Origin of the sequence: Neoroseomonas marina (assembly GCF_012927745.1) — a bacterium.
Lineage (GTDB): Bacteria > Pseudomonadota > Alphaproteobacteria > Acetobacterales > Acetobacteraceae > Neoroseomonas > Neoroseomonas marina.
Window position 1 is genome coordinate 193,050 of record NZ_JABBKX010000001.1, and the last position, 20,334, is coordinate 213,383.

General features: G+C 71.1%; 19 protein-coding genes. 4 read left to right on the top strand and 15 right to left on the bottom strand.

Features of this window, described 5'->3' with window-relative positions; all coding sequences use genetic code 11:
* From GWK16_RS00960 to GWK16_RS00975, 4 genes are read right to left on the bottom strand one after another with little or no spacing between them, the layout of a single operon-like run.
* Positions 1–330, bottom strand: coding sequence for a ferredoxin family 2Fe-2S iron-sulfur cluster binding protein (locus tag GWK16_RS00960; protein ID WP_170052105.1), 330 nt, complete (start codon positions 328–330; stop codon positions 1–3).
* A 2-nt stretch (positions 331–332) separates the two neighbouring features.
* Positions 333–1,523, bottom strand: a complete 1,191-nt coding sequence (locus GWK16_RS00965) for a cysteine desulfurase family protein (RefSeq protein ID WP_170052106.1) — start codon at positions 1,521–1,523, stop codon at positions 333–335.
* A 17-nt stretch (positions 1,524–1,540) separates the two neighbouring features.
* Entirely contained in the window at positions 1,541–2,629 is a 1,089-nt protein-coding gene (locus tag GWK16_RS00970) for an aminotransferase class V-fold PLP-dependent enzyme (RefSeq protein ID WP_170052107.1), read from the bottom strand.
* Between the two features lie 3 nt (positions 2,630–2,632).
* Complete coding sequence (locus tag GWK16_RS00975) at positions 2,633–3,121, bottom strand: Rrf2 family transcriptional regulator (RefSeq protein ID WP_170052108.1); 489 nt, start codon at positions 3,119–3,121, stop codon at positions 2,633–2,635.
* 387 nt (positions 3,122–3,508) lie between these two features.
* Between GWK16_RS00975 and GWK16_RS00980 the strand changes: the two genes are divergently transcribed.
* From GWK16_RS00980 to GWK16_RS00990, 3 genes are all read left to right on the top strand, one after another.
* Complete coding sequence (locus tag GWK16_RS00980; RefSeq protein WP_170052109.1) at positions 3,509–4,177, top strand: alpha/beta hydrolase; 669 nt, start codon at positions 3,509–3,511, stop codon at positions 4,175–4,177.
* 277 nt (positions 4,178–4,454) lie between these two features.
* Positions 4,455–5,414: a tripartite tricarboxylate transporter substrate binding protein gene (locus tag GWK16_RS00985; protein ID WP_170052110.1), complete on the top strand. Its 960-nt coding sequence runs from the start codon at positions 4,455–4,457 to the stop codon at positions 5,412–5,414.
* Positions 5,415–5,417: 3 nt separating this feature from the next.
* Entirely contained in the window at positions 5,418–6,311 is an 894-nt protein-coding gene (locus tag GWK16_RS00990) for a dihydrodipicolinate synthase family protein (protein WP_170052111.1), read from the top strand.
* A 106-nt stretch (positions 6,312–6,417) separates the two neighbouring features.
* On the opposite strand, the gene GWK16_RS00995 is transcribed toward GWK16_RS00990, so the two are convergent.
* Positions 6,418–7,476 (bottom strand): site-2 protease family protein, encoded by a 1,059-nt coding sequence (locus tag GWK16_RS00995; protein ID WP_170052112.1) that lies wholly within the window; start codon positions 7,474–7,476, stop codon positions 6,418–6,420.
* A 50-nt stretch (positions 7,477–7,526) separates the two neighbouring features.
* Positions 7,527–8,621, bottom strand: a complete 1,095-nt coding sequence (locus tag GWK16_RS01000; RefSeq protein WP_211187069.1) for an anhydro-N-acetylmuramic acid kinase — start codon at positions 8,619–8,621, stop codon at positions 7,527–7,529.
* Between the two features lie 67 nt (positions 8,622–8,688).
* Here GWK16_RS01000 and tyrS point away from each other — a divergent pair, with 67 nt between their 5' ends.
* Positions 8,689–9,915 carry a tyrosine--tRNA ligase gene (tyrS, locus tag GWK16_RS01005; protein ID WP_170052114.1) on the top strand — a complete coding sequence of 409 codons (1,227 nt, stop codon included), beginning with the start codon at positions 8,689–8,691 and terminating at the stop codon, positions 9,913–9,915.
* Positions 9,916–9,921: 6 nt separating this feature from the next.
* Here the strand turns inward: tyrS and GWK16_RS25660 are convergent, their stop codons facing one another.
* The 9 genes from GWK16_RS25660 to rpoZ all read right to left on the bottom strand — a co-directional run bounded on the left by GWK16_RS25660 (position 9,922) and on the right by rpoZ (position 20,239).
* Positions 9,922–11,517: a peptidoglycan-binding protein gene (locus GWK16_RS25660; protein ID WP_170052115.1), complete on the bottom strand. Its 1,596-nt coding sequence runs from the start codon at positions 11,515–11,517 to the stop codon at positions 9,922–9,924.
* Positions 11,518–11,614: 97 nt separating this feature from the next.
* On the bottom strand, positions 11,615–13,837 hold the full coding sequence (gene parC / locus GWK16_RS01015; protein ID WP_170052116.1) for a DNA topoisomerase IV subunit A: 2,223 nt from the start codon (positions 13,835–13,837) through the stop codon (positions 11,615–11,617).
* Between the two features lie 32 nt (positions 13,838–13,869).
* Positions 13,870–14,607, bottom strand: a complete 738-nt coding sequence (recO, locus tag GWK16_RS01020; protein ID WP_170052848.1) for a DNA repair protein RecO — start codon at positions 14,605–14,607, stop codon at positions 13,870–13,872.
* Between the two features lie 2 nt (positions 14,608–14,609).
* Complete coding sequence (gene era / locus GWK16_RS01025; protein WP_170052117.1) at positions 14,610–15,500, bottom strand: GTPase Era; 891 nt, start codon at positions 15,498–15,500, stop codon at positions 14,610–14,612.
* The gene (gene rnc, locus GWK16_RS01030) at positions 15,497–16,165 is read right to left on the bottom strand and encodes a ribonuclease III (RefSeq protein WP_168041199.1); all 669 of its coding nucleotides are present in this window, start codon (positions 16,163–16,165) and stop codon (positions 15,497–15,499) included. Before rnc ends, era begins: the two co-directional genes overlap by 4 nt.
* A gap of 142 nt (positions 16,166–16,307) precedes the next feature.
* Positions 16,308–17,057: a signal peptidase I gene (lepB, locus tag GWK16_RS01035; protein ID WP_170052118.1), complete on the bottom strand. Its 750-nt coding sequence runs from the start codon at positions 17,055–17,057 to the stop codon at positions 16,308–16,310.
* 89 nt (positions 17,058–17,146) lie between these two features.
* Positions 17,147–17,554, bottom strand: a complete 408-nt coding sequence (gene acpS, locus GWK16_RS01040; protein ID WP_168041197.1) for a holo-ACP synthase — start codon at positions 17,552–17,554, stop codon at positions 17,147–17,149.
* Positions 17,551–19,836, bottom strand: a complete 2,286-nt coding sequence (locus tag GWK16_RS01045; RefSeq protein ID WP_170052119.1) for a RelA/SpoT family protein — start codon at positions 19,834–19,836, stop codon at positions 17,551–17,553. Before GWK16_RS01045 ends, acpS begins: the two co-directional genes overlap by 4 nt.
* Before the next feature lie 10 nt (positions 19,837–19,846).
* On the bottom strand, positions 19,847–20,239 hold the full coding sequence (rpoZ, locus tag GWK16_RS01050) for a DNA-directed RNA polymerase subunit omega (protein WP_170052120.1): 393 nt from the start codon (positions 20,237–20,239) through the stop codon (positions 19,847–19,849).
* Positions 20,240–20,334: the final 95 nt, after the last annotated feature.

The window sequence follows — 20,334 nt, forward strand, 5'->3', positions numbered from 1 at the left end:
TCAGCCGCCTGCGTTGCGGCTGCCCTTGGGCAGCTTCACCTCGAGCCCGTCGAGCTTCTCGGTCATGATGATCTGGCAGCCGAGGCGCGAGGTCTCCTGCAGGTCGAAGGCGAGGTCGAGCATGTCCTCCTCGTCCTCGGTCGGCGAGGCGAGCTTCGTGAACCAGGACGGATCGACGATCACGTGGCAGGTCGAGCAGGCGAGCGAGCCCTCGCAGGCGCCCTCGATGTCGACGCCATGGCGATGCGCGATCTCGAGCACGGACAGGCCGAGCGGCGCATCCACTTCCTTGCGCGTCCCGTCGCGCTCGATGAACACCATCTTCGGCATTGCTACTCCGCCGCCCTGCTTGTTCCGGAAACTGCCCTGGACCATGCCTCCGCCAGAAGAGCGGCCGCCTGGTCCACATCGGCGGGCGAGGTAAAGCGTCCGATGCCGATCCGCAAGGTGGCCCGGGCCCGCGATTCGTCCAGCCCGATCGCCCTGAGAACGTAGGAGGGCTCGACCTCGGCCGAGGAACAGGCCGACCCGGTCGAGACGCAGACCATCGGCGCGGCGGCCATGATGTCCTGCGCCGAGACCGCGCCGGGGAAGGCGATGTTGACGTTGCCGGTCACCTTGGGGGCCGCCGGCGCGTTCAGGGCCACGCCCGGCACGGCGGCGGTGAGCGCCTCGAGGAAACGGTCCCGCTGGCCGGCGATGCGTCCGGAATCGAGCATCCCCTCGATCGCGGCGATGCGCGCCGCTTCGCCCAGCCCGACCACGAGCGGCGCCGGCAGGGTGCCGGACCGCAGCCCCCGCTCCTGCCCCCCGCCCGAGAACAGGGCTGCGAGCCGCACCCGCGGCCGGCGGCGGACATAGAGCGCACCGATCCCCTTGGGCCCGTAGATCTTGTGCCCCGAGAGGGACATCAGGTCGGCGCGGATCTCCTCGACGTCGAGCGAGATGCGTCCGGCGGCCTGGGCGGCATCGGTGTGGAACAGCGCGCCGGCGGCCTTCGCGACCTCCCCGATCGCGGCGAGGTCCTGGATCACGCCGATCTCGTTGTTCACCGCCATGACGGAGACGAGCAGCGTGCGGTCATCCACGGCGGCACGCAGCACGTCGAGGTCCAGCAACCCGTTCGCGTCGACCGGCAGGATGACGGGATCGAAGCCTTCCCCGGCCAGCGCCTTCACGCTCTCCAGGACGCATTTGTGCTCGGTCGCGACGGTGACGATGCGACGACGGTCCGACCCCTGCGCCGCAGCGAAGCGCGCCGCGCCCTTGATGGCGAGGTTGTTCGCTTCCGTGGCGCCGGAGGTGAGCACGATCTCCTTCGCATCGGCGCCGATCAGTTCGGCGACGTGGCCGCGCGCTTCCTCGACCGCTTCCTCGGCGGCGCGGCCCATCGTGTGCTCGACGCTGCCGGGATTGGCGAAGTTCTCTTCCCACCAGGGCCGCATGGCGGCGAGCACGCGCGGGTCGACCGGCGTGGTCGCGTGGCAGTCGAGATAGATCGGGCGGTTCGGTCCGGCGGTCATGGCGGCAAGATGGTCCTTCAGGCGGCGCGGCGGGAGAGACGCGACCGCATGGCCGACCATGCGTCCACGAAACGCTCCGCCGCGTCCTCCGGCGCGTTCCAGGGCAGGGAGACACGGATGGCACTGCCCGCCTCTGCTCCGAAGCCCATCGCGGCCAGGACATGGCTCGTCGCGACCTTGCCCGAGGAACAGGCCGCCCCGGCCGAGACCCGCACACCCGCGAGGTCGAGCGCGATCACCTGCGTTTCCGCCGGCACGCCCGGCAGCAGGATGGAGGTGGTGTTGGGCAGGCGCGGGGCGCCGCGGCCCGGAAAGCGGACCTCGGGGGCGATCGCGGCGATGGCCGCCTCCATCGCGTCGCGAAGGGTCGCGAGCCGCGCGGCGGCTTCCGGCGTCGCGGCACGGGCGGCGGCGGCGAGGCCGGCGATCGCCGACAGGGGTTCCGTCCCACCACGCCGGCCGCGTTCCTGTCCGCCCCCCGCGAAGATCGGGGCAAGGTCGAGCCCAGGTCGCAGGAGCAGCGCCCCCGCCCCCTTCGGTCCGCCCAGCTTGTGGCCCGATATTGCGAGGCTGTCCGCCTCGCCCGGCGCGACCGGCACCCGGCCTGCCGCCTGGACCGCATCGACATGCAGCAGAGCGCCATGGCGTCGGCAGATCGCGGCGGCTTCGGCGATCGGGTGCAGCACGCCGGTCTCGTTGTTCGCGGCCATCAGGCAAACCAGGGCAGGCGTGCCGCCGGCCAGTGCCGCGTCCAGCGCGGGGAGTTCGATGGTCCCGTCCGCCAGCACCGGCAGCAGGTCGGCGTCCGGCCCCGCGCGGAGCACGGCCGGATGCTCCGTGGCCCCTGCCAGCACGCGCCGGCCTGCCGCGAGCCCGCGGACGGCCAGCGCATTGGCTTCCGTCCCGCCGGCCGTGAAGACGACATCCTGGCCCCGCGCACCGAAGGCGGCCGCCACGGCCGAGCGCGCTTCCTCGAGCAGCCGCCGCGCGGCCCGACCTTCCGCGTGGACCGAGGACGGATTGCCCGGCAGGTCCAATGCCGCGATCGCCGCCGCCCGTGCCTCGGGCCGCAGCGGTTCGGTCGCGTTGGCGTCGAGCAGGAGCACGGGCTACTGCGCCGCCCGGCCCGGCGCATCCTCCGAGCGCCCCGAGGGCGGCTGCGCCCGGCCGATCACCTTGCCGTCGATCACGTCGGCCAGCGTCATGCCGCGCAGGAAGAGCCGGATCTGGTCGCCAAGCTCGGCCCATAGGTCGTGGGTGATGCAGCGCTCCCCGCCGAGGCAGCCCGGCCCGCCATCCTCGCAACGGGTCGCCACGATCGGCTCGTCGGCCGCCTCGACCACCTCGGCGATGGCAATCTCGGCCGCCGGTCGCGCCAGGCGGTAGCCGCCGCCGGGCCCGCGCGCGGAGGCGACGAGCCCCGCCCGGCGCAGACGCCCGAAGAGCTGTTCCAGATACGCCACCGAAAGATGCTGCGCCTGTGCGATCTCGGTGAGCGTGACCGGCCGGCCATTGGCGCAAACCCCGCCCGGGCGTGCGCGGTCGGCCATCTCCACCATCGCCATCACGGCGTAACGGCCGCGGGTGGACAGTCGCATTCGCCTACTCCGCTCTTCCAGCAACCCTGGTTCACGCCCGGCACATGGGGACCAGATGGTGATTCTGTTATGAAAATCCGACAGGCCTACTTATATTCCCGCCGTCCTCGGGGAGACGGGAACCTCTCCCGAGGCACCACGGCAGACAACTCTTTGATGTCGAAGGGTTAGGACCACTCCGCGGACGCTTGCGTTGTGCGGAGCAAGGTAGAATTTCCGACCAGGACGGTCAACAATCCGTCGGTCGAGCCGTGTTCGTGGTGGTGCCCCCGCACTGCTGATGAGGTTCCCCAAACTGCGGCGGGCCCGCCGATCAGCCTTCGTCGCGTCCGTTTCGGGCGCGGCAGTGACCCGGGCCCGACGCAACCGCATTGGATTGAACGCACGATGCCCGAGGTCATGTTCGCCGGGCCGGATGGCCGGCTCGAGGGACGATACCATCACGCGAAACGACCCAATGCCCCGGTGGCCTTGATCCTCCACCCCCACCCGCTCCACGGCGGGACCATGAACAACCGGGTCACCTACTCCCTCTATCAGCGTTTCCAGGCGATGGGCTTCTCGGTCCTGCGCTTCAACTATCGTGGCGTCGGCCGCAGCCAGGGCCGCTATGACGGCGGCATCGGCGAGGTGTCGGATGCGTGCGCGGGCCTCGACTTCCTTCAGGCGGTCAACCCGAACGCCTCGATGCTGTGGGTCGCGGGGTATTCCTTCGGCGCCTATGTCGGCATGCAGGTGCTGATGCGGCGGCCCGAGATGGGCGGCTTCATCTCCATCAGTGCCCCCGCCAGCCACTACGATTTCGGCTTCCTCGCGCCCTGCCCCTGCAACGGGCTGATCTTCCATGGCGCGGACGACGAACTCGTACCCGAGCCGTCGGTGCGCAAGCTGGTCGACAAGCTGAACACCCAGAAGGGCATCACCATCGACTACCGCGTGATGCCGGGTGCCGGGCACGTCTTCACGCCGGAACAGACCGACAAGGTCGTGGACGCGGCGGAAGACCACGTCATGGGCGTGCTGAACCGGAGCCGGATGGCGCTCGCCGCCGACTGACCGACGCATTAGCTTCGGATTTACGGGAGGGCCGCCGGGCAGACCGGCGGCCCTTCGTTTTGTCTCGGCACCTCATCGGTGCCGGGGAGCGGACGGCGAACCGCCCGGGGAACCTCCGCGGCGCAGGCTGCGCGACCTGTCCGGCCGGCGCAGCGATCCGGATCACCTCGCGGGCCGGGCGTCCTGGCCGGCCGCGCTCATCGGCGCCCGCGCCCCCTAGGCGGCGACCCACCGCCCGTGCATCGTGACGCGACCGATCCCGGGAGGAAACAAAGACATGAACGCCACCCGCCGCGGCGTGATCGCCGCCGCGCTCGCCGCGCCCGCCATCGCCCACGCCCAGGGCGGCTGGCGGCCGGACCGTCAGATCACCATGATCGTGGCCTATGCGGCCGGCGGCGGGACCGACACCGCCGCGCGCACCATCGCCCGCTTCATGGAGAAGGATCTCGGCCAGCCCGTGGTGGTGCTGAACCGGCCAGGCGCGGGCGGCGAGATCGGCTTCTCGGAACTCGCCCGCGCCAGGCCCGACGGCTACACGATCGGCTTCATCAACACGCCTTCCATCGTCACCGTGCCGATCGAGCGGCGCGCGCGCTTCAGCCTCGACGACTTCGCGCTGATCGCGAACATCGTCGACGACCCTGGCGGGATCTGGGTGCTGAACGATAGCCCGATCCGGGACTTCCAGGGGATGCTGGCCGCCGCGCGGGCGCGGCCGGGCGCGATCGGATACGGGACGACCGGGATCGGGTCGGACGACCACCTTGCGATGCTCGCGATCGAGCGCGCGACGAACACCCAGTTCCTGCACATCCCCTTCGCGGGCTCGGCGCAGGTGAAGCAGAACCTGCTCTCCCGCGCGATCCCGCTCGCCGTGATGAACATGGCCGAGGGCATCAACGAGTGGCGCCAGGACGTCATTCGCCCGCTCGTGCAGATGGGTGCGACGCGTTGGGAACCGGCGGCCGAGGTGCCGACGCTGAAGGAACTCAACCTCGACATCGTCGAAGGGTCGATGCGCGGCATGGCCGCGCCGGCCGGCATGGCGCCGGAGGTGATGGCGCGGCTGGCGCTCTCGGTCCGCCGCACGGTGGACGATGCCGAGTTCAAGACTCTCGCCACCCAGCAGAACCTACCGCTGCGCTTCCTCGGTCCGGAGGAATTCCGCGCCGAACTCGTCGCGCTGCGCACGCGCTACCAGGCGCTCTGGGCCCAGCATCCCTGGAAGGACTGACCCATGGTGGCGTTCCGCGGCGTCTGGCCGATCCTCTACGCCTTCTTCGACGCGCAGGAACGCCTCGACCGCGCCGCGATGCGCGCGCAGGTCGAGGCCTGCATCCGCGGCGGCGCGCACGGCATCGCGGTGCTCGGCCTCGTCACCGAGTTCCACAAGCTGACGCTGGTCGAACGCCGCACCATCATCGACTGGGTGCTCGAGGACGTCGCCGGCCGCGTGCCGGTTGCGGTGACGGTGAACGAAGCCGGCGTCGCCGCGGCGCTCGAGGTCTGCCGGGCGGCCGAGGCCGCCGGCGCGGCTTGGCTGATCCTGCAGCCGCCGCAGATGGCCGGCATGAACGAGGCCGCGCTGGTGCGCTTCATGGGCGCGCTCGCCGAAGGCGTGTCGATCCCCTGCGGCCCGCAGAACAACCCGGCGATGATGGATGTCGCGCTCTCGGCCTCCGCGCTGCGCACGCTGAACCGCGCGCATCCGCAGTTCCGCATGATGAAGGGCGAGGGCCCGATCCTCTACGTGAAGCGGCTGATCGAGGAGACCGAGGGTGCCTTCGCCATCTTCAATGGCCTCGCGGGCCTCGAGCTGACGGACACGCACCGCATCGGCTGCGCGGGGATGATCCCCGCACCCGACGTCGCGGACGTGCAGGCGCGCATCTGGAACCTGATGGAGGCGGGCGACGAGGAAGCAGCAGAGGCGCTGCACCGGAGCGTGCTGCCGCTCGCCACCTTCATGATGATGCCGCGCACGGCCGAGCACTTCGCGGCCTATGGCAAGCCGTTCTTCGCGAAGCGCGCGGGGATCGCGCCGCCGCATGGGCGCCGGCCCTGCGTGGAGCCGCATCCGCTGGGGGCGGAGATCCTGGATCGGTTGGGACGGGGGTTGCCGGCGTTGTAGGTCGGGGGAGGATGAACCTCCCCCGAACCCCCTCCCTTTTCTGGTCACTTGGTTCCAAAGAAGGTTGAGGGGGGTTCGGGGGGAGAAGTTCTCTTCTCCCCCCGCCCTACCCCTTCAGCGCGATCAGATCCGCGACATTCGCCGGCGTCAGCAGCCCAGCGAGCCGGCCCTCGCCGTCTTCGACCGCCACCGCCGGCGCCGCCGCCAGCGTCTTCAGCGCCTCGCTCAGCGGCGCGCCCCGCTTCACGCGCGGCACCTCCTGCATCGCATCCGCGACCGGCGTGTTCGGCCCGGTCGCGCGCAGGGCGTGGATGATCGCATCGCGCGTCAGCAGGCCGAGGATGCGCCCGGTGCCGTCCACCACGGGGAAGTCGCGCTGCGGCGTGCGTAGCAGCGCCTCGGCCGCGGCACCGACATCGGCTTCGGGCGGCAGGGCCTCGAAGCGCGTCTCCATCGCATCCTCGGCCGCGAGGCTGCGCGTCGCGGCGCGCAGATCCTCCTCCGCGGTCTCGCCCGCGGCGCCGAGCCAGACGAACAGCGCGATGAAGATCAGGATCGGCGAGCCGAACAGCCCGAGGAAGCCGAGCAGGATCGCGACCCCCTGCCCGACATTCGCCGCCGCGCGCGTCGCGTCCCGGTGGCTCATGCGGAAGGCGAGGACCGCCCGCAGCACCCGCCCGCCATCCATCGGGAAGGCCGGGATCAGGTTGAACAGCAGCAGGAAGGCGTTGACCCAGAACAGCCGCGCGAGGACGTCCGACCGCGCATCCTCGACCATCAGGCCTTCCTGCGGGGACGGCACGCCGCCGAGGACGATCGCCAATACCAGGCAGATGACGAGGTTCACCGCCGGCCCGGCGAGCGCGATGGCGATCTCCCGCCACGGTTCCTCCGGGATGCGCTCGAGCCGCGCGAGGCCCCCGATCGGCAGCAGGGTGATGTCGGGCGTGGCGATCCCGTAGCGCCGCGCCGCGGCGGCGTGGCCGAGTTCGTGCAGCACCACGCAGGCGAAGACGAGGCAGACGAACACCATGCCGGAGACGGCCTCGGCGAGGCCGCCTTCGCGCGCATGCATGGCGCCGATCCAGGCCAGCAGCAGGAAGAAGGTGACGTGGATCCGGATGACCGTCCCGCGCACGGTCGCGATGGGGAAGGACCAGACCATGCTCACTCCTGCCGCCGTGCGGCGGCTTCCATGCGTTCGCGCGTCCCGCGCTACAGCAGCGACCCCACGATCCGCCCACCGGTCAGCGGTCGCGGCGCGCCGGTCGTGCCCGGGAAGGTGATGGGCAGCCCGCGCGCCACCCGCGCGGCGAGCAGTCCGAAGGCCTGGGCCTCGAGCGCATCCCCGTCCCAGCCGGCGACCTCGACGGCGCGGACCGGTTCCTCGAGCGCACCCTGCAAGGCCCGCATGATCGCTGGGTTGCGCCGCCCGCCGCCGGCGACCAGCCATTGCAGCGGCGGCTCGGGGAACAGCCGGGCGGCCGCGGCGACGCACACCGCGCAGAAGGCGCACAGCGTCGCCGCGCCGTCGGCGGCCGAGAGTTCCGCCGCGCCCGCTTCCTTCAGCGCCCGGTCGAAGTCGAGCCGGTCGAGCGATTTCGGCGGCGGCGCCGTCAGGTAGGGGTGGGCCATCAGCCGCCCCAGCACCGCGCCATCCGCCTGCCCGGCGAGGGCGAGCTTGCCCGCGGCGTCGTAGTCCTTGCCCGTGTGCTTGCGCGCCCAGTCGTCGAGCGGCCCATTGGCCGGCCCGGTGTCGAAGGCGAGCATCTCGCCCTCCGGCCCCAGCCAGGTGACGTTGCCCACCCCGCCGAGGTTCAGGATCGCGAGCGGCTTGGGCAGCGGCGCGGCCAGCGCCCGGTGGAAGACCGGCACCAGCGGCGCGCCCTGCCCGCCCGCCGCCACGTCGGCCGACCGGAAATCGTAGGCCACCGTCATGCCGGTGCGCCGCGCGAGCGATGTCGCATCGCCCACCTGCCAGGTGAAGGGCTGGTAGTTCCGCCCCACGACCGGCGGGCGGTGCAGGATGGTCTGGCCGTGGAATCCGATCAGGTCGGCCTCGAGGCCCAGCGCTTCCACCGCCTCGGCGTGGCGGTCCGTCAGGCGCCGGACGGCGTCGATCAGCTCGGGATCGTTCTCGGCCAGGGTCTCGGCGCGGTCGAGCAGGCCGCGCAGTTGCCGCCGGAGCTTCTGGTCATAGGGCAGGGTCAGCCGCGGCCCGAGGCGGCCGATGACCTCGCCGTCCGTCTCGAGATAGGCGGCGTCCACCCCGTCCAGCGAGGTCCCGCTCATGAGCCCGATGGTTCTCAGCATGCCTTCGACGTGCTAGCCCCCCAGGCCTTCCGGCGAAAGCCCCCCGGAGACCCAGGACAGCACGATGAGCGGCCCCAAGAGCGACTTCCTGCGCATTGCCAAGGAACGCGGCTACATCCACCAGACCTCGGACGAGGCGGAGCTGGATGCCGCGCTGCTGAAGGGCGGGCTCGTCGCCTATATCGGCTACGACTGCACGGCCGACAGCCTGCATGTCGGCCACCTGATGCCGACCATGCTGCTGCGCCTGCTGCAGAAGACGGGCGGGCGGCCGATCGCGCTGATCGGCGGCGGCACGACCAAGGTCGGCGATCCCTCCGGCAAGGACGAGGCGCGGCAGCTGCTGACCGAGGAGGTCATCGAGGCCAACAAGGCGGGCATCCGCCGCACCTTCGACGCGCTGCTCGACTTCGACGGCGGCGCGATGATGCTCGACAACGCCGCCTGGCTGGACGAGTTGCGCTACATCCCCTTCCTGCGCGACGTCGGCAGGCACTTCTCCGTCAACCGCATGCTGACCATGGACAGCGTGAAGCTGCGGCTCGAGCGGGAGCATTCGCTCTCCTTCCTCGAGTTCAACTACATGCTGCTGCAGTCCTACGACTTCCTGGAACTGCACCGCCGCCACGGCGCGGTGATGCAGATGGGCGGGTCGGACCAGTGGGGCAACATCGTCATGGGCGCGGAGCTGATCCGCCGCATGGCGGGCGGGCATGCGCATGTGCTGACCACGCCGCTGCTCACCACCGCCTCAGGTGCCAAGATGGGCAAGACGGCGGCGGGCGCGGTGTGGCTGAACCCCGACCGTCTGTCGCCCTACGACTACTGGCAGTTCTGGCGAAACACCGAGGATGCGGATGTCGGCCGCTTCCTCGCCCTCTTCACCGAGTTGCCGATGGACGAGGTCCGCCGCCTGGGTGCGCTGCAGGGTGCCGAGGTCAACGACGCGAAGAAGGTGCTGGCGACCGAGGCGACCGCGCTGCTGCACGGCCGCACCGCCGCCGAGGCGGCCGCCGAGACCGCGCGCCGCGCCTTCGAGGAAGGGGCCGCGGCCGACAGCCTGCCCTCCATCACCGCGGCCCTGCCCTCCCCCTTCGTCGACCTGGTGGTGCAGGCCGGGCTGGCGGCGTCCAAGGGCGAGGCGCGGCGGCTGATCGCACAGAACGGCCTGCGGCTGAACGACGCGGTGGTGACCGACGCCGCGCTGACCGTGACGCCGGCCGACCTGCAGGACGGCGCGGCGAAGCTCTCGGCCGGGCGCAAGCGGCACGTGCTGGTGCGGGCGGGCTGAGGGAACTCAGCGCCGGGCCGCAAGCGCGGCGGACGGCCCCGGCTCGTCCGCCGCGGCGCGCAGATCGGGGTTGGCGTCGGCCGCGGCGCCCGCCCGGCGCTCCTCATAGAAGCGCGCCAGTGGCTCCGCACCGTGACGGAGGACCTGGATGCCGGCCGATACGTCGGTCTCGGCCCTGCAGGCGGCGGTCGGGTGCGGCCGGTCGGTCAGCAGCACGTCCTGGGACGGCAGGCGCATGGTGAGCACCCGCGTCAGGCAGCGCTGGCTCTGTTCGGCGACCACCTCGCGCGGGGTCCAGGCGACGACGCGGTAGGTGACGAGTTCGCTCGACAACGTACCGTCGCCGGCGACCTCGGGCAGCGTCAGCCGCGCCAGCGACTCCAGACAGGTCCCTGCCTGGCGGGAGCAGGCGATGTAGGACCGGTTCACCGGATGCTCCGGGTGTCCGGCCACCATGCTCCAGGTGCCGGCGGCAATGACCTGGGTATCGCCCGCGACGAGCATCATCTGCCCCGCCGTCACCCGCGGCTCCGCCAGCACGCTGCGGGCCCGGCGCAGCCGCTCGACCTGCTCGAAGGTCAGGGCGCCCGTGGCTTCGGCGCCGATCTGGCGCTGATAAGCGCGAACGGCGTCGCGGAATGCGCGGTCCTGCATCGGCCGGCCGTCCGCGCTGCCATAGCCGAGGTGCCGCAGGTCACGTTCGATCTGCACGCGCTGCGCACCGATCAGTTCCAGGGACGCCATCGGGGCCAGGGCCGGTGCATCCGGCGTGACCGCCGCTTCCGCGCGTGCGGACGGATGGCCGCGCGGCGGTCGAGGGTCCGACGCCACCGGAGCCTGCAGCGGGTCTGACGGCCCCCCGGACGGGGCGGGCCGGCCAGCCGGGGACGGGGCAACGGTCTCGGCGGATGCCGGTCGCGCCGCGGCGACCGGAGCTTCCGCCGGCGCCCGAGGCACATGCCGCGGCACAGGCGGAGGAACATCCTGCGCAGCCCCCGATGCCGACGCTTCGTCCGCGCCGCGGCCGCCGATCGCCCCGATCACGAAGGCCGGGCTGCGGCCTTCAGGCGCACGGATCGCGCGCGGTGCGTCGGCAGGTGGAGCGACTCGCGCAGCGACAGGCGGCGGCGCAACCGGCCGCACCGCGGCCTCGGCCGGGGCGGATGTGGCCGACCCGTCCAGCAGGTCCAGCACCACGCGATTGCCGAGGCGAAAGTGACGCAGGCGCGCGCCGCCGGCGGTCTCCAGCACGATCGTGCCGCCTTCCTCCCGGATCGACACCAGGTTCCGCACGCCGCTGCGTCCGGTGGTGCCGAGCCGGACCGTGGCCTGCTCCCCGAACTGGAGCACGATGCGGGGGCCATCCTGCTCGATGCGATAGGCCATCGGGGTCGGGCAATCGAAGACGATGCGGCCGTGATCGGCATGCGACCCGAACCGAAGCCCGATCACCGGCGCATCGGCGCGCGCCGAAGTCACCATCGCGAGGAAAAGCAGAGCAGCGGCGGCCCATGGCCGCCACGCTGCGGACGCGGCGCGGCGCCGGCCCGCGCCGAGGCCGGGACTCTTGGCACTCGGATCGTGATCCGGGTTGTCGTTCACCACGCGCTCCGGGACGGGCTGCCAGGAGCGACGACCCTAGCATCCCGAACCGGACGGTGCCGTTTCCCGGGAATTCTTATCCCGCGACTCCGACCCCTCAGTCGAAACGATTCGACCGCGGAAAGCCGTTCGGCGGTGCCTTGCCCGCGCCCGCCCGGTTGCCGAGCCAGGGCCGCAGGTCGGTTTCGGTCCGCGTCCGGCCGCCGAGCGTCCAGGACAGGCCCTCGGAGCGGGCGAAGACGCGCACATCCGACAGGCCGCCGTCGCGATAGGCCTGCAACTGCACGCCGCGCCCGCGGGTCATCTCCGGAACCTGCTCCAACGGGAAGACCAGCAGCTTCCGGTTCTCGCCGATGACGGCGACGCTGTCGCCTTCGACGAGGACGCAGGCGGCTGCCTCGACCGGCGGATCGACGTTGAGCACCTGCTTGCCGGTGCGCTTCTCCGCCAGCAGATCCTCGCCCTTCACGACGAAACCCTTCCCGTCCGAGGCAGCAACCAGGAAGCGCTTGCCGTCCTCATGGACGAACATGTGCACGACCGCGTCCTCGTTGGTCAGGTCGATCATCAGGCGCACGGGCTGGCCGTCGCCGCGGCCGCGCGGGATGGCCTCGGCCCTCAGCGTGTAGGCCTTGCCATTGGTCGCGAAGATCACGATGCGATCGGTGGTGTGCGCGTGCATGGCCGCGAGCAGGCTGTCGCCTTCCTTGAAGCGGATCTCGCCGTCGAGCGGGATGTGCCCCTTCTGCGCGCGGATCCAGCCCTTCTCGGACAGGATGACGGTGATCGGTTCCTTCTCGACGAAGGCGGTCTCGTCCACCAGCACAGCCGGAAGCTGGCGCCCCGGCTCGGTGCGGCGCTTGCCGAGCGCGCCATCGCCGAACTTCGCCCGCGTGGCCGCGATCTCCTCCGCGATGGCGGCCCAGCGCTTCGTCTCGGAGCCCATCAGCGCCTGCAGCTTCTTCTGTTCCGCGCTGAGCTTCCTGTGCTCCTTGCGGATCTCCATCTCCTCGAGCTTGCGCAAGCTGCGCAGGCGCATGTTGAGGATCGATTCCGCCTGAAGGTCGGACAGCGAGAAGGTCGCCATCAGCACCGGCTTGGGCTCGTCCTCGGTGCGGATGATGCGGATGACCTCGTCCAGGTTGAGATACGCGATCAGGTAGCCATCGAGGATCTCGAGCCGCCGCGCGATGGCCGCGAGGCGATGCTCGGTCCGCCGCATCAGCACGACATGCCGGTGGTCGAGCCAGGACCGCAGCACCTCCCGCAGGCCCATCACGCGGGGCGTGCGGTCGGCATCCAGCACGTTCATGTTGAGCGGGAAGCGGGATTCCAGCGCGGTGGCGCGGAACAGCGTCTCCATCAGCACCTTGTCGTCCACGGTGCGCGACTTCGGCTCCAGCACCAGGCGGACGACGTCGGTGCTTTCGTCGCGCACGTCGCCGAGCAGCGGGAGCTTCTTCTCCTCCAGCAGCTGGGCGATCTGCTCGATGAGCTTCGCCTTCTGCACCTGGTAGGGGATCTCGGTGACGACGATCTGCCAGGTGCCGTTCTTGAGCCGCTCGGTCTCCCACTTGGCGCGGACGCGGAAGCCGCCGCGGCCCGTCTCATAGGCATCGCGGATGGATTCGGCAGGCTCGACCAGCACGCCGCCGGTCGGGAAGTCCGGGCCCTTGATGTGGGCCAGCAGGTCGGCGTCGGGATTGTCGATGAGCGCCAGCGCGGCATCGCAGAGCTCGCCCGCATTGTGCGGCGGGATGGAGGTCGCCATGCCGACCGCGATGCCGGCCGCGCCATTCGCCAGCAGATTCGGGAAGGCGGCCGGCAGGACGATCGGTTCGCGTTCCTCGCCGTCATAGGTGGCGCGGAAGTCGACGGCGTTCTCCTCGATGCCCTCGAGCAGCGCCTGGGCGACCTCGGTCAGCCGTGCCTCGGTGTAGCGCATAGCCGCGGCGTTATCGCCGTCGATGTTGCCGAAATTGCCCTGGCCTTCGACCAGCGGGTAGCGCGCGGCGAATTCCTGCGCGAGGCGCACCATCGCGTCGTAGATCGCGGCGTCGCCATGCGGGTGGTACTTGCCCATCACGTCGCCGACGATGCGCGCGCACTTCTTAAACCCGGCCGCGGGATCGAGCCGCAGCTGGTGCATCGCCCAGAGCAGCCGGCGATGGACCGGCTTCAGCCCGTCCCGCACATCCGGCAGCGACCGCGCGGTGATGGTGGACAGCGCATAGGCCAGGTAGCGCTCGGACAGCGCATCGGCGAGCCGCGTCTCGCGGGTCGCGCCGCCTTCGGGCAGGTCCTTGATGTCGTCGGGCATGGGATTCGCGCTTCGTTCTCTTGGGCGCCGGATTACACGGATGCGGCCAGCGCCGCCACCCGGTCCGCCAGCCGGTGCCGCGCCTCGGGCACCGGGCGGTGGCGGGCGCCGAAGGCGTCGCGTTCCAGGAAATGGCCGGTCAGGCGCAGCCCGGCATCCCAGCCGGCCGGATCGCCGGGGTCGTCACCTGCCGTGAGGAACCCTGGAAGCGGCAGCAGGCGGTCGAGATAGGCCTCCGCCGCCGCCCCGCAAACCGCCCGGCCGGTGCGGGGGGAGACATGGGTCAGCCCCTCCGTCGCCCCGGTCAATGCGCAGGCGGACAGGTCGAGGCCGTAGCCCAATTCTGTCAGGACCAGGGCCTCCCAGCGGACATAGTCGGCCATGATGCCCTCGGCCCCGCCAGCGAGGTGGCCGATCAACGACACCAGCGCCCGGAAGGCCCGCGGATGCGGCTCGCGTTCCGGCAGCGCATCGGCCGCGATGGCGCAGGCCGAGGAGAGCAGCGCCAGCGCCAGCGGGTCCTCCATGGCGAGCGCCGCCGCCGGGTGGACCATCTCGCCGGCCAGGGCGCCGAGCTGATCCGGCAGGCGAGCGAACCAGCGCGCCTCTACGAGATTCCCCGGCAACCACAGGCCCGCCTGGGCACGCGAGGCCCCGCCCTTGGCAAGGCCCGCATGCCGTCCGTGCTCCTCCGTCAGCAGGGTGACGACGGCACCGCCTTCGCCATGGGGGCGGACCTCCAGCACGACGGCCGGGGCGGTCCACTCCACGCTCATCCCGCGTCGTCCAGCCCGATCGCCCGGATCCGCGCCCGCTCCTCGTCCCAGCCTTCCCGTTCCTTGACGTTGAGGAACAGGTGGACGGGGCGTTCCAGCAGCTTGGTCAACTCGATGCGCGCACTCTGGCCGATGGCGCGGATGCGGCTGCCCTTCTCCCCGATCAGGATCGCCTTCTGCGTCTTGCGGGAGACGTAGACGGTGCAGTCGACCCGCACCGAGCCGTCCTCGTTCTCCGTCCACTGCTCGGTCTCGACCGAGGCGTGGTGCGGCACTTCCTGGTGCGTCTGGCGGAGGATCTGCTCGCGGACGATCTCGGCCGCCAGCATGCGGTTCGGCAGGTCGGTGAGCTCGTCCTCGGGGAAGAGGTAGGGGCCGGGCGGCATCGCCGCCGCCAGCTTGTCCTGCAGGCGATCGAGGCCGTCGCCCTTCTCGGCCGAGATCATGAAGGTCTCGGCGAAGGAGAGGATGGCGTTGAGCTCCGCGGTCAGCGGCAGCAGCCGCTCGCGCGGGATCAGGTCGGTCTTGTTGAGCGCGAGCCAGACGGGACCGCGGGACTTCGCGAGACCCTCCGCGATCTTGCGGACGGCATCGGTCAGCCCGGCGCGGGCATCGACCACCAGCAGCGACAGGTCGGCGTCCTGCGCCCCGCCCCAGGCGGCGGCGACCATGGCGCGGTCGAGCCGCCGGCGCGGGGCGAAGATGCCCGGCGTGTCGACCAGGATGATCTGAGCGCCTTCGTGCATCACCACGGCGCGGATGCGGAAGCGCGTGGTCTGCGGCTTGGGCGAGACGATCGTCACCTTCGTCCCGGCCAGTCGGTTCACGAGGGTCGACTTGCCCGCATTGGGCGCGCCGACGATGGCGACGAGGCCGCAGCGCGTCATGGCGTCACTCCGACAAGCCAGGCTTCCGCGGCGGCGAGTTCCGCCGCGCGCTTGGTCTCCCCCGCCCCCTCGGCCTCCCGCCCCTCGGCCGCGACGGCGACGACAAACAGCGGCGCATGGGACGGCCCCGAAGCCGAGACGACACGATAGGCCGGCAGCCCGAGCCCGCGCCCCAGCGTGTATTCCTGCAGCCGGTTCTTGGCCGAGACCGGCGGCTTGGTCGCGGCGTCAAGCATCACGGACCAGTGCCGGCGGATCACGCCGCGCGCGGCCTCGAGCCCGCCGTCGCGATAGACGGCGCCGAGCAGGGCCTCCACCGCATCGGCCATGACGGTCTGGCGGGCGCGCAGACCGGCGCGCTCCTCGCCGGGCGGAATGCGGATGGCCTCGGCCAGGCCGATCGACTCACCGACCCGGGCCAGCGTCTCCCAGGCGACCAGGGCCGAGAGGCGGCGCGTGAGGTTGCCCTCGCGCTCCTCCGGATAGCGCTCGATCAGCCATTCGGCGATGAGCAGGCCGAGCACGCGGTCGCCGAGGAATTCGAGCCTTTCATTGGAATCGAGCTGCCCGCCGCGCGCATCCGCCGCGCTGCGATGGGTCAGGGCATGCGACAGCAGCGCCGGGTCGGCGAAGCGGTGGCCAAGGCGTTCCTCGATGGGGGTCATCGCCCTTCCCTACCGCATCCAGGCGGCACGAAGCCACGCTTCGGGCCGGAAGCGCACAGCGCGACCACATCGACACCCGGCGTCCCGGCCCGCCAGCGAGGCCCGCGGATGCGGGCCCCGGCGCCTGGGGCCGAACCCGGACTCAACGAACGGCCGAGAACAGGCGGCTCCAGCGGATCGCGAAGGGCCAGCCCCAGACCTCCCACCAGGCGGCCGAGCCGTCGACCGAGAAGAAGATGAACTCGGCGCGGCCGACCAGGTTTTCGATCGGGATGAAGCCCACCGCGTCCTGCGCCCGGCTGTCGAGGCTGTTGTCGCGGTTGTCGCCCATGGCGAACACGTGGCCCTCGGGCACCCGGAATTCGATCGTGTTGTCGAAGGGGCCGTCGTCCGACTGCTCGATGATGCGGTGCGTGACGCCGGGCTGGCTGTCCGCGCCCGGCAGCGTCTCGCGATACAGGCGCACCGTCATGCGCACGCCGTCGTCGGCCGTGTAGGGGCCGAGCAGTTCGCGCCGCACCGGCTGGCCGTTGATGTGCAGCACGCCGCCGCGCACCTGGATGCGGTCCCCCGGCAGGCCGATGATGCGCTTGATGTAGTCCTGGCTCGGGTCGCGCGGCAGCTTGAACACGGCGACGTCGCCGCGCTGCGGCAGGCTGCCGAAGATCCGCCCGCTGAACAGGTTCGGGCTGAACGGCATCGAATGGCGCGAATAGCCGTAGGAGAACTTCGAGACGAAGAGGTAGTCGCCCACCAGCAGCGTCGGGATCATGGAGCCGGAGGGGATGTTGAACGGCTCGAAGGCGATGGTGCGGATGCCGATGGCGATCAGCGCCGCGTAGACGATCGTCTTGATGCTTTCCAGCCAGCCGCCGGACTTCTTCTTCGCCATGGGGAGGGGTACCGGACGGCCTGATCAGGGGGTTCCGCGCCGGCCGGATGGCGCGGGCGCGGCAGGGAAACCAGCGGGCACGGCCGCTGTCAAGGAAGGGGTACGGCGGTGATCACCACCATGGCCTGGGCGTAAGGAAACTCGTCGGTCATGGTCAGCGCGATCTCGGCCCGGTGGCCGGCAGGCGTGATGGCCGCGAGCCGTTCGGCCGCGCCCCCCGTCAGCCGCAGCGTCGGCTGGCCCGAGGGCAGGTTCACCACGCCGAGGTCGCGCCAGAACACCCCGGCGCGGAAGCCGGTGCCGAGCGCCTTGGACGCCGCCTCCTTCGCCGCGAAGCGCTTGGCATAGGTGGCCACGCGGATGCGCTCGGTGCGGCGTTCGGCCTTGGCACGTTCCACCGGGGTGAAGATGCGCTCGATGAATCTTTCGCCATGTCGCTCGATGGTCTTCTCGAGGCGCCGGATGTCGAGCACGTCCGAGCCGATGCCGATGATCACCCGTTGGCCCTTTCCACCTGGGTGACGCCGGGGCAGGCGCGCAGGGCGGCGAGGATGGCCGCGAGATGCGCCGTGTCGCGCACCTCGACGTCGACCAGCACCTCGCACCAATCCCCGGCGCGGTTGACGATGCGCAGGCTGTTCACCGCGCCGTCCTGCCGGGCGATCGCCGTCGTCAGGCCTGCGAGCGCGCCGGCGTTGTTCTCCGCCGTCAGCTCGATGCGCCCGACATGCCCGCCCTTGGCGTCGCTGTCGTATTCCCAGTCCACGTCGATGAAGCGCTCCGGCGTCGCGGAGAAGGCCTCGAGCCCGTGGCAATCGTGCTTGTGGATGGTCACCCCGCGGCCGGTGGTGACGATGCCGACGATGCGGTCCCCCGGCAGCGGGTGGCAGCAGCCGGCGAAATGCACCGCCATGCCGGCGACGAGGCCGGTCACGCCCATCGCCGTCTCGCGCCGCAGCGCCGCCGCGTTGCGCTCGGCCTTGCCGGGCGTCAGCGTCGGCCCGGCGCCGAGCCGCCCCCGCGGGCGGGCCAGCGGCATCTGGTCCACGCTGCGCGCCGGGGTGCGCAGTTCCGGCACCGCCGCATGCAGCACGTCGCGCGCGGAGATGTTGCCGGAGGCGACGGCGACGCAGAGCGTCTCGAAGTCCGGCTGCTTCAGCGCCTTGACCGCGGGGTCGACGATCTTTTCCGAGAAGTCGAGCCCCGCCGCGCGGAAGATCTTGGCCATCGCCGCACGGCCTTCCTCGCGCTGTTCGGCGCGCTGGCGGGCGTGGACGAAGCGGCGGATGCGCGCGCGCGCCTTGCCGGTGACGACGAAGCGTTCCCAGGCCGGGTTCGGCGTGCCGCCGCGGGCGGTGATGATCTCGACCTGGTCGCCGTTCTCGAGCGTGTGGCGCAGCGGGACGATCTTGCCGTTGACCTTGGCGCCGACGGTGTTGTCGCCGACCTGGCTGTGCACCTGGTAGGCGAAGTCGACCGGCGTCGCGCCGCGCGGCAATTCGATCAGGTCGCCCTTGGGCGTGAAGCAGAAGACCTGGTCGCGATGGAGCTCGAGCTTGGTGTGATCGAGGAAATCCTGCGGGTCGGCGGCCGATTCCAGGATCTCGAGCAGGTCGCGCACCCAGGGGTAGCGCTTGCGGTTGGGCGCCGTGCCGGCGGCGCCCTGCTTGTAGATCCAGTGCGCAGCGACGCCGAATTCCGCGACCTCGTGCATCTCGGCGGTGCGGATCTGGATCTCGATCTTGGCGTTGCGCCGCTCGGGCACCGTCACGCCGGTGTGCAGCGACTGGTAGCCGTTCGTCTTGGGGGTGGAGATCCAGTCCTTGAAGCGGCCCGGCACCACGCGGTAGGCGGAATGGATGGCGCCGAGTGCCGCGTAGCAGTCGTGCTTGTCCTTCACGATGACGCGGAAGGCCATGATGTCGGACAGCTGCTCGAACGCCACGTTCTTGCGCTGCATCTTGAGCCAGATGGAATAGGGCGACTTCTCGCGCCCCTGCACCTCGACCACCTCGACGTCGGCGTCGCGCAGCACGCGGCGGACGTCCTGCTCGATCTCCTCGATCAGGTCGGCACCCTGGCCCCGCAGGTAGGTCAGGCGCGCGGCGATGGTCTGCCAGGCATCCGCGTTCATCTCGCGGAAGGACAGCGTCTCGATCTCGGTCTTGAGCGCGTCCATGCCGATGCGCTCGGCGAGCGGGGCATAGATCTCCAGCGTCTCGCGCGCGGTCTTGCGGCGCTTCTCGGGGCTCGCCTTGCCGCCGAGGGTGCGCATGTTGTGCAGCCGGTCGGCGAGCTTGACGATGAGGACGCGGATGTCCTCGCTCATCGCGAGGACGAGCTTGCGGAAGTTCTCGGCCTGCTTGGTGCGCTCGGACTGCAGCTCGAGGCGCGTCAGCTTGGTCACGCCGTCGACGAGGCGCGCCACTTCCTTGCCGAAGCGCTTCTCGAGCTCGGCGAGCGTGACGCCGGTGTCCTCCACCGTGTCGTGCAGCAGCGCGGTGGCGATCGTCGCGGCATCCAGTCGGTAGCCCGCGAGGATGCCCGCGACGGCGACCGGATGGACGATATAGGGCTGCCCGTCCTCGCGCTTCTGCGGCGCGTGGGCTTCCTCGGCCAGGCGGTAGGCGGCCTCGATCAGCTTCGCGTCGGCGCGGGGATCGTAGGCGAGGACCTGGCGCGCGAGCTCGACGCCAGGATTGTCCGTCGTGTCGGTGCGCAGCCCCTCGGGGGCCAGCGCGGGGCCGGTTCGTCGGGTGCCGCCGGCGCCCTGGCCCATCCGGGCGGCCTTAGCGCTTGCCGCCCAGCTCGGCGGCGATCGCCGCCTCGATGTCGTCGGCGGACATGTCTTCCGAGGCGGCTTCCGGGAGGGCTTCCTCCTGGACTTCCATGATGCCGAAGATGTTCTCGTCGGTGGCGATGATGTCCATCACCTCCTCCTCGGCGGGCTCGGGCTCCGGCGCGCGGCTGAGGGACTTGATCAGGTCGGCCTCGAGGGAGGGCAGCTCGACCTTCTCCTCGGCGATCTCGCGCAGCGCGACGACGGGGTTCTTGTCGTTGTCGCGGTCGACCTCGATCGCCTCGCCGCGGCTGATGTTGCGCGCACGCTGGGCGGCGAGCAGCACGAGCTCGAAGCGGTTGGGGACCTTCTCGATGCAGTCTTCGACGGTGACGCGCGCCATGGAGGCTCCAAATACGTTCGGGGCGCGCGGATGGGGGATCCGGGCGCCCGGCATGTCCGGTAATCTCTCCACATAGACAGCGGCACGCTGCGGTG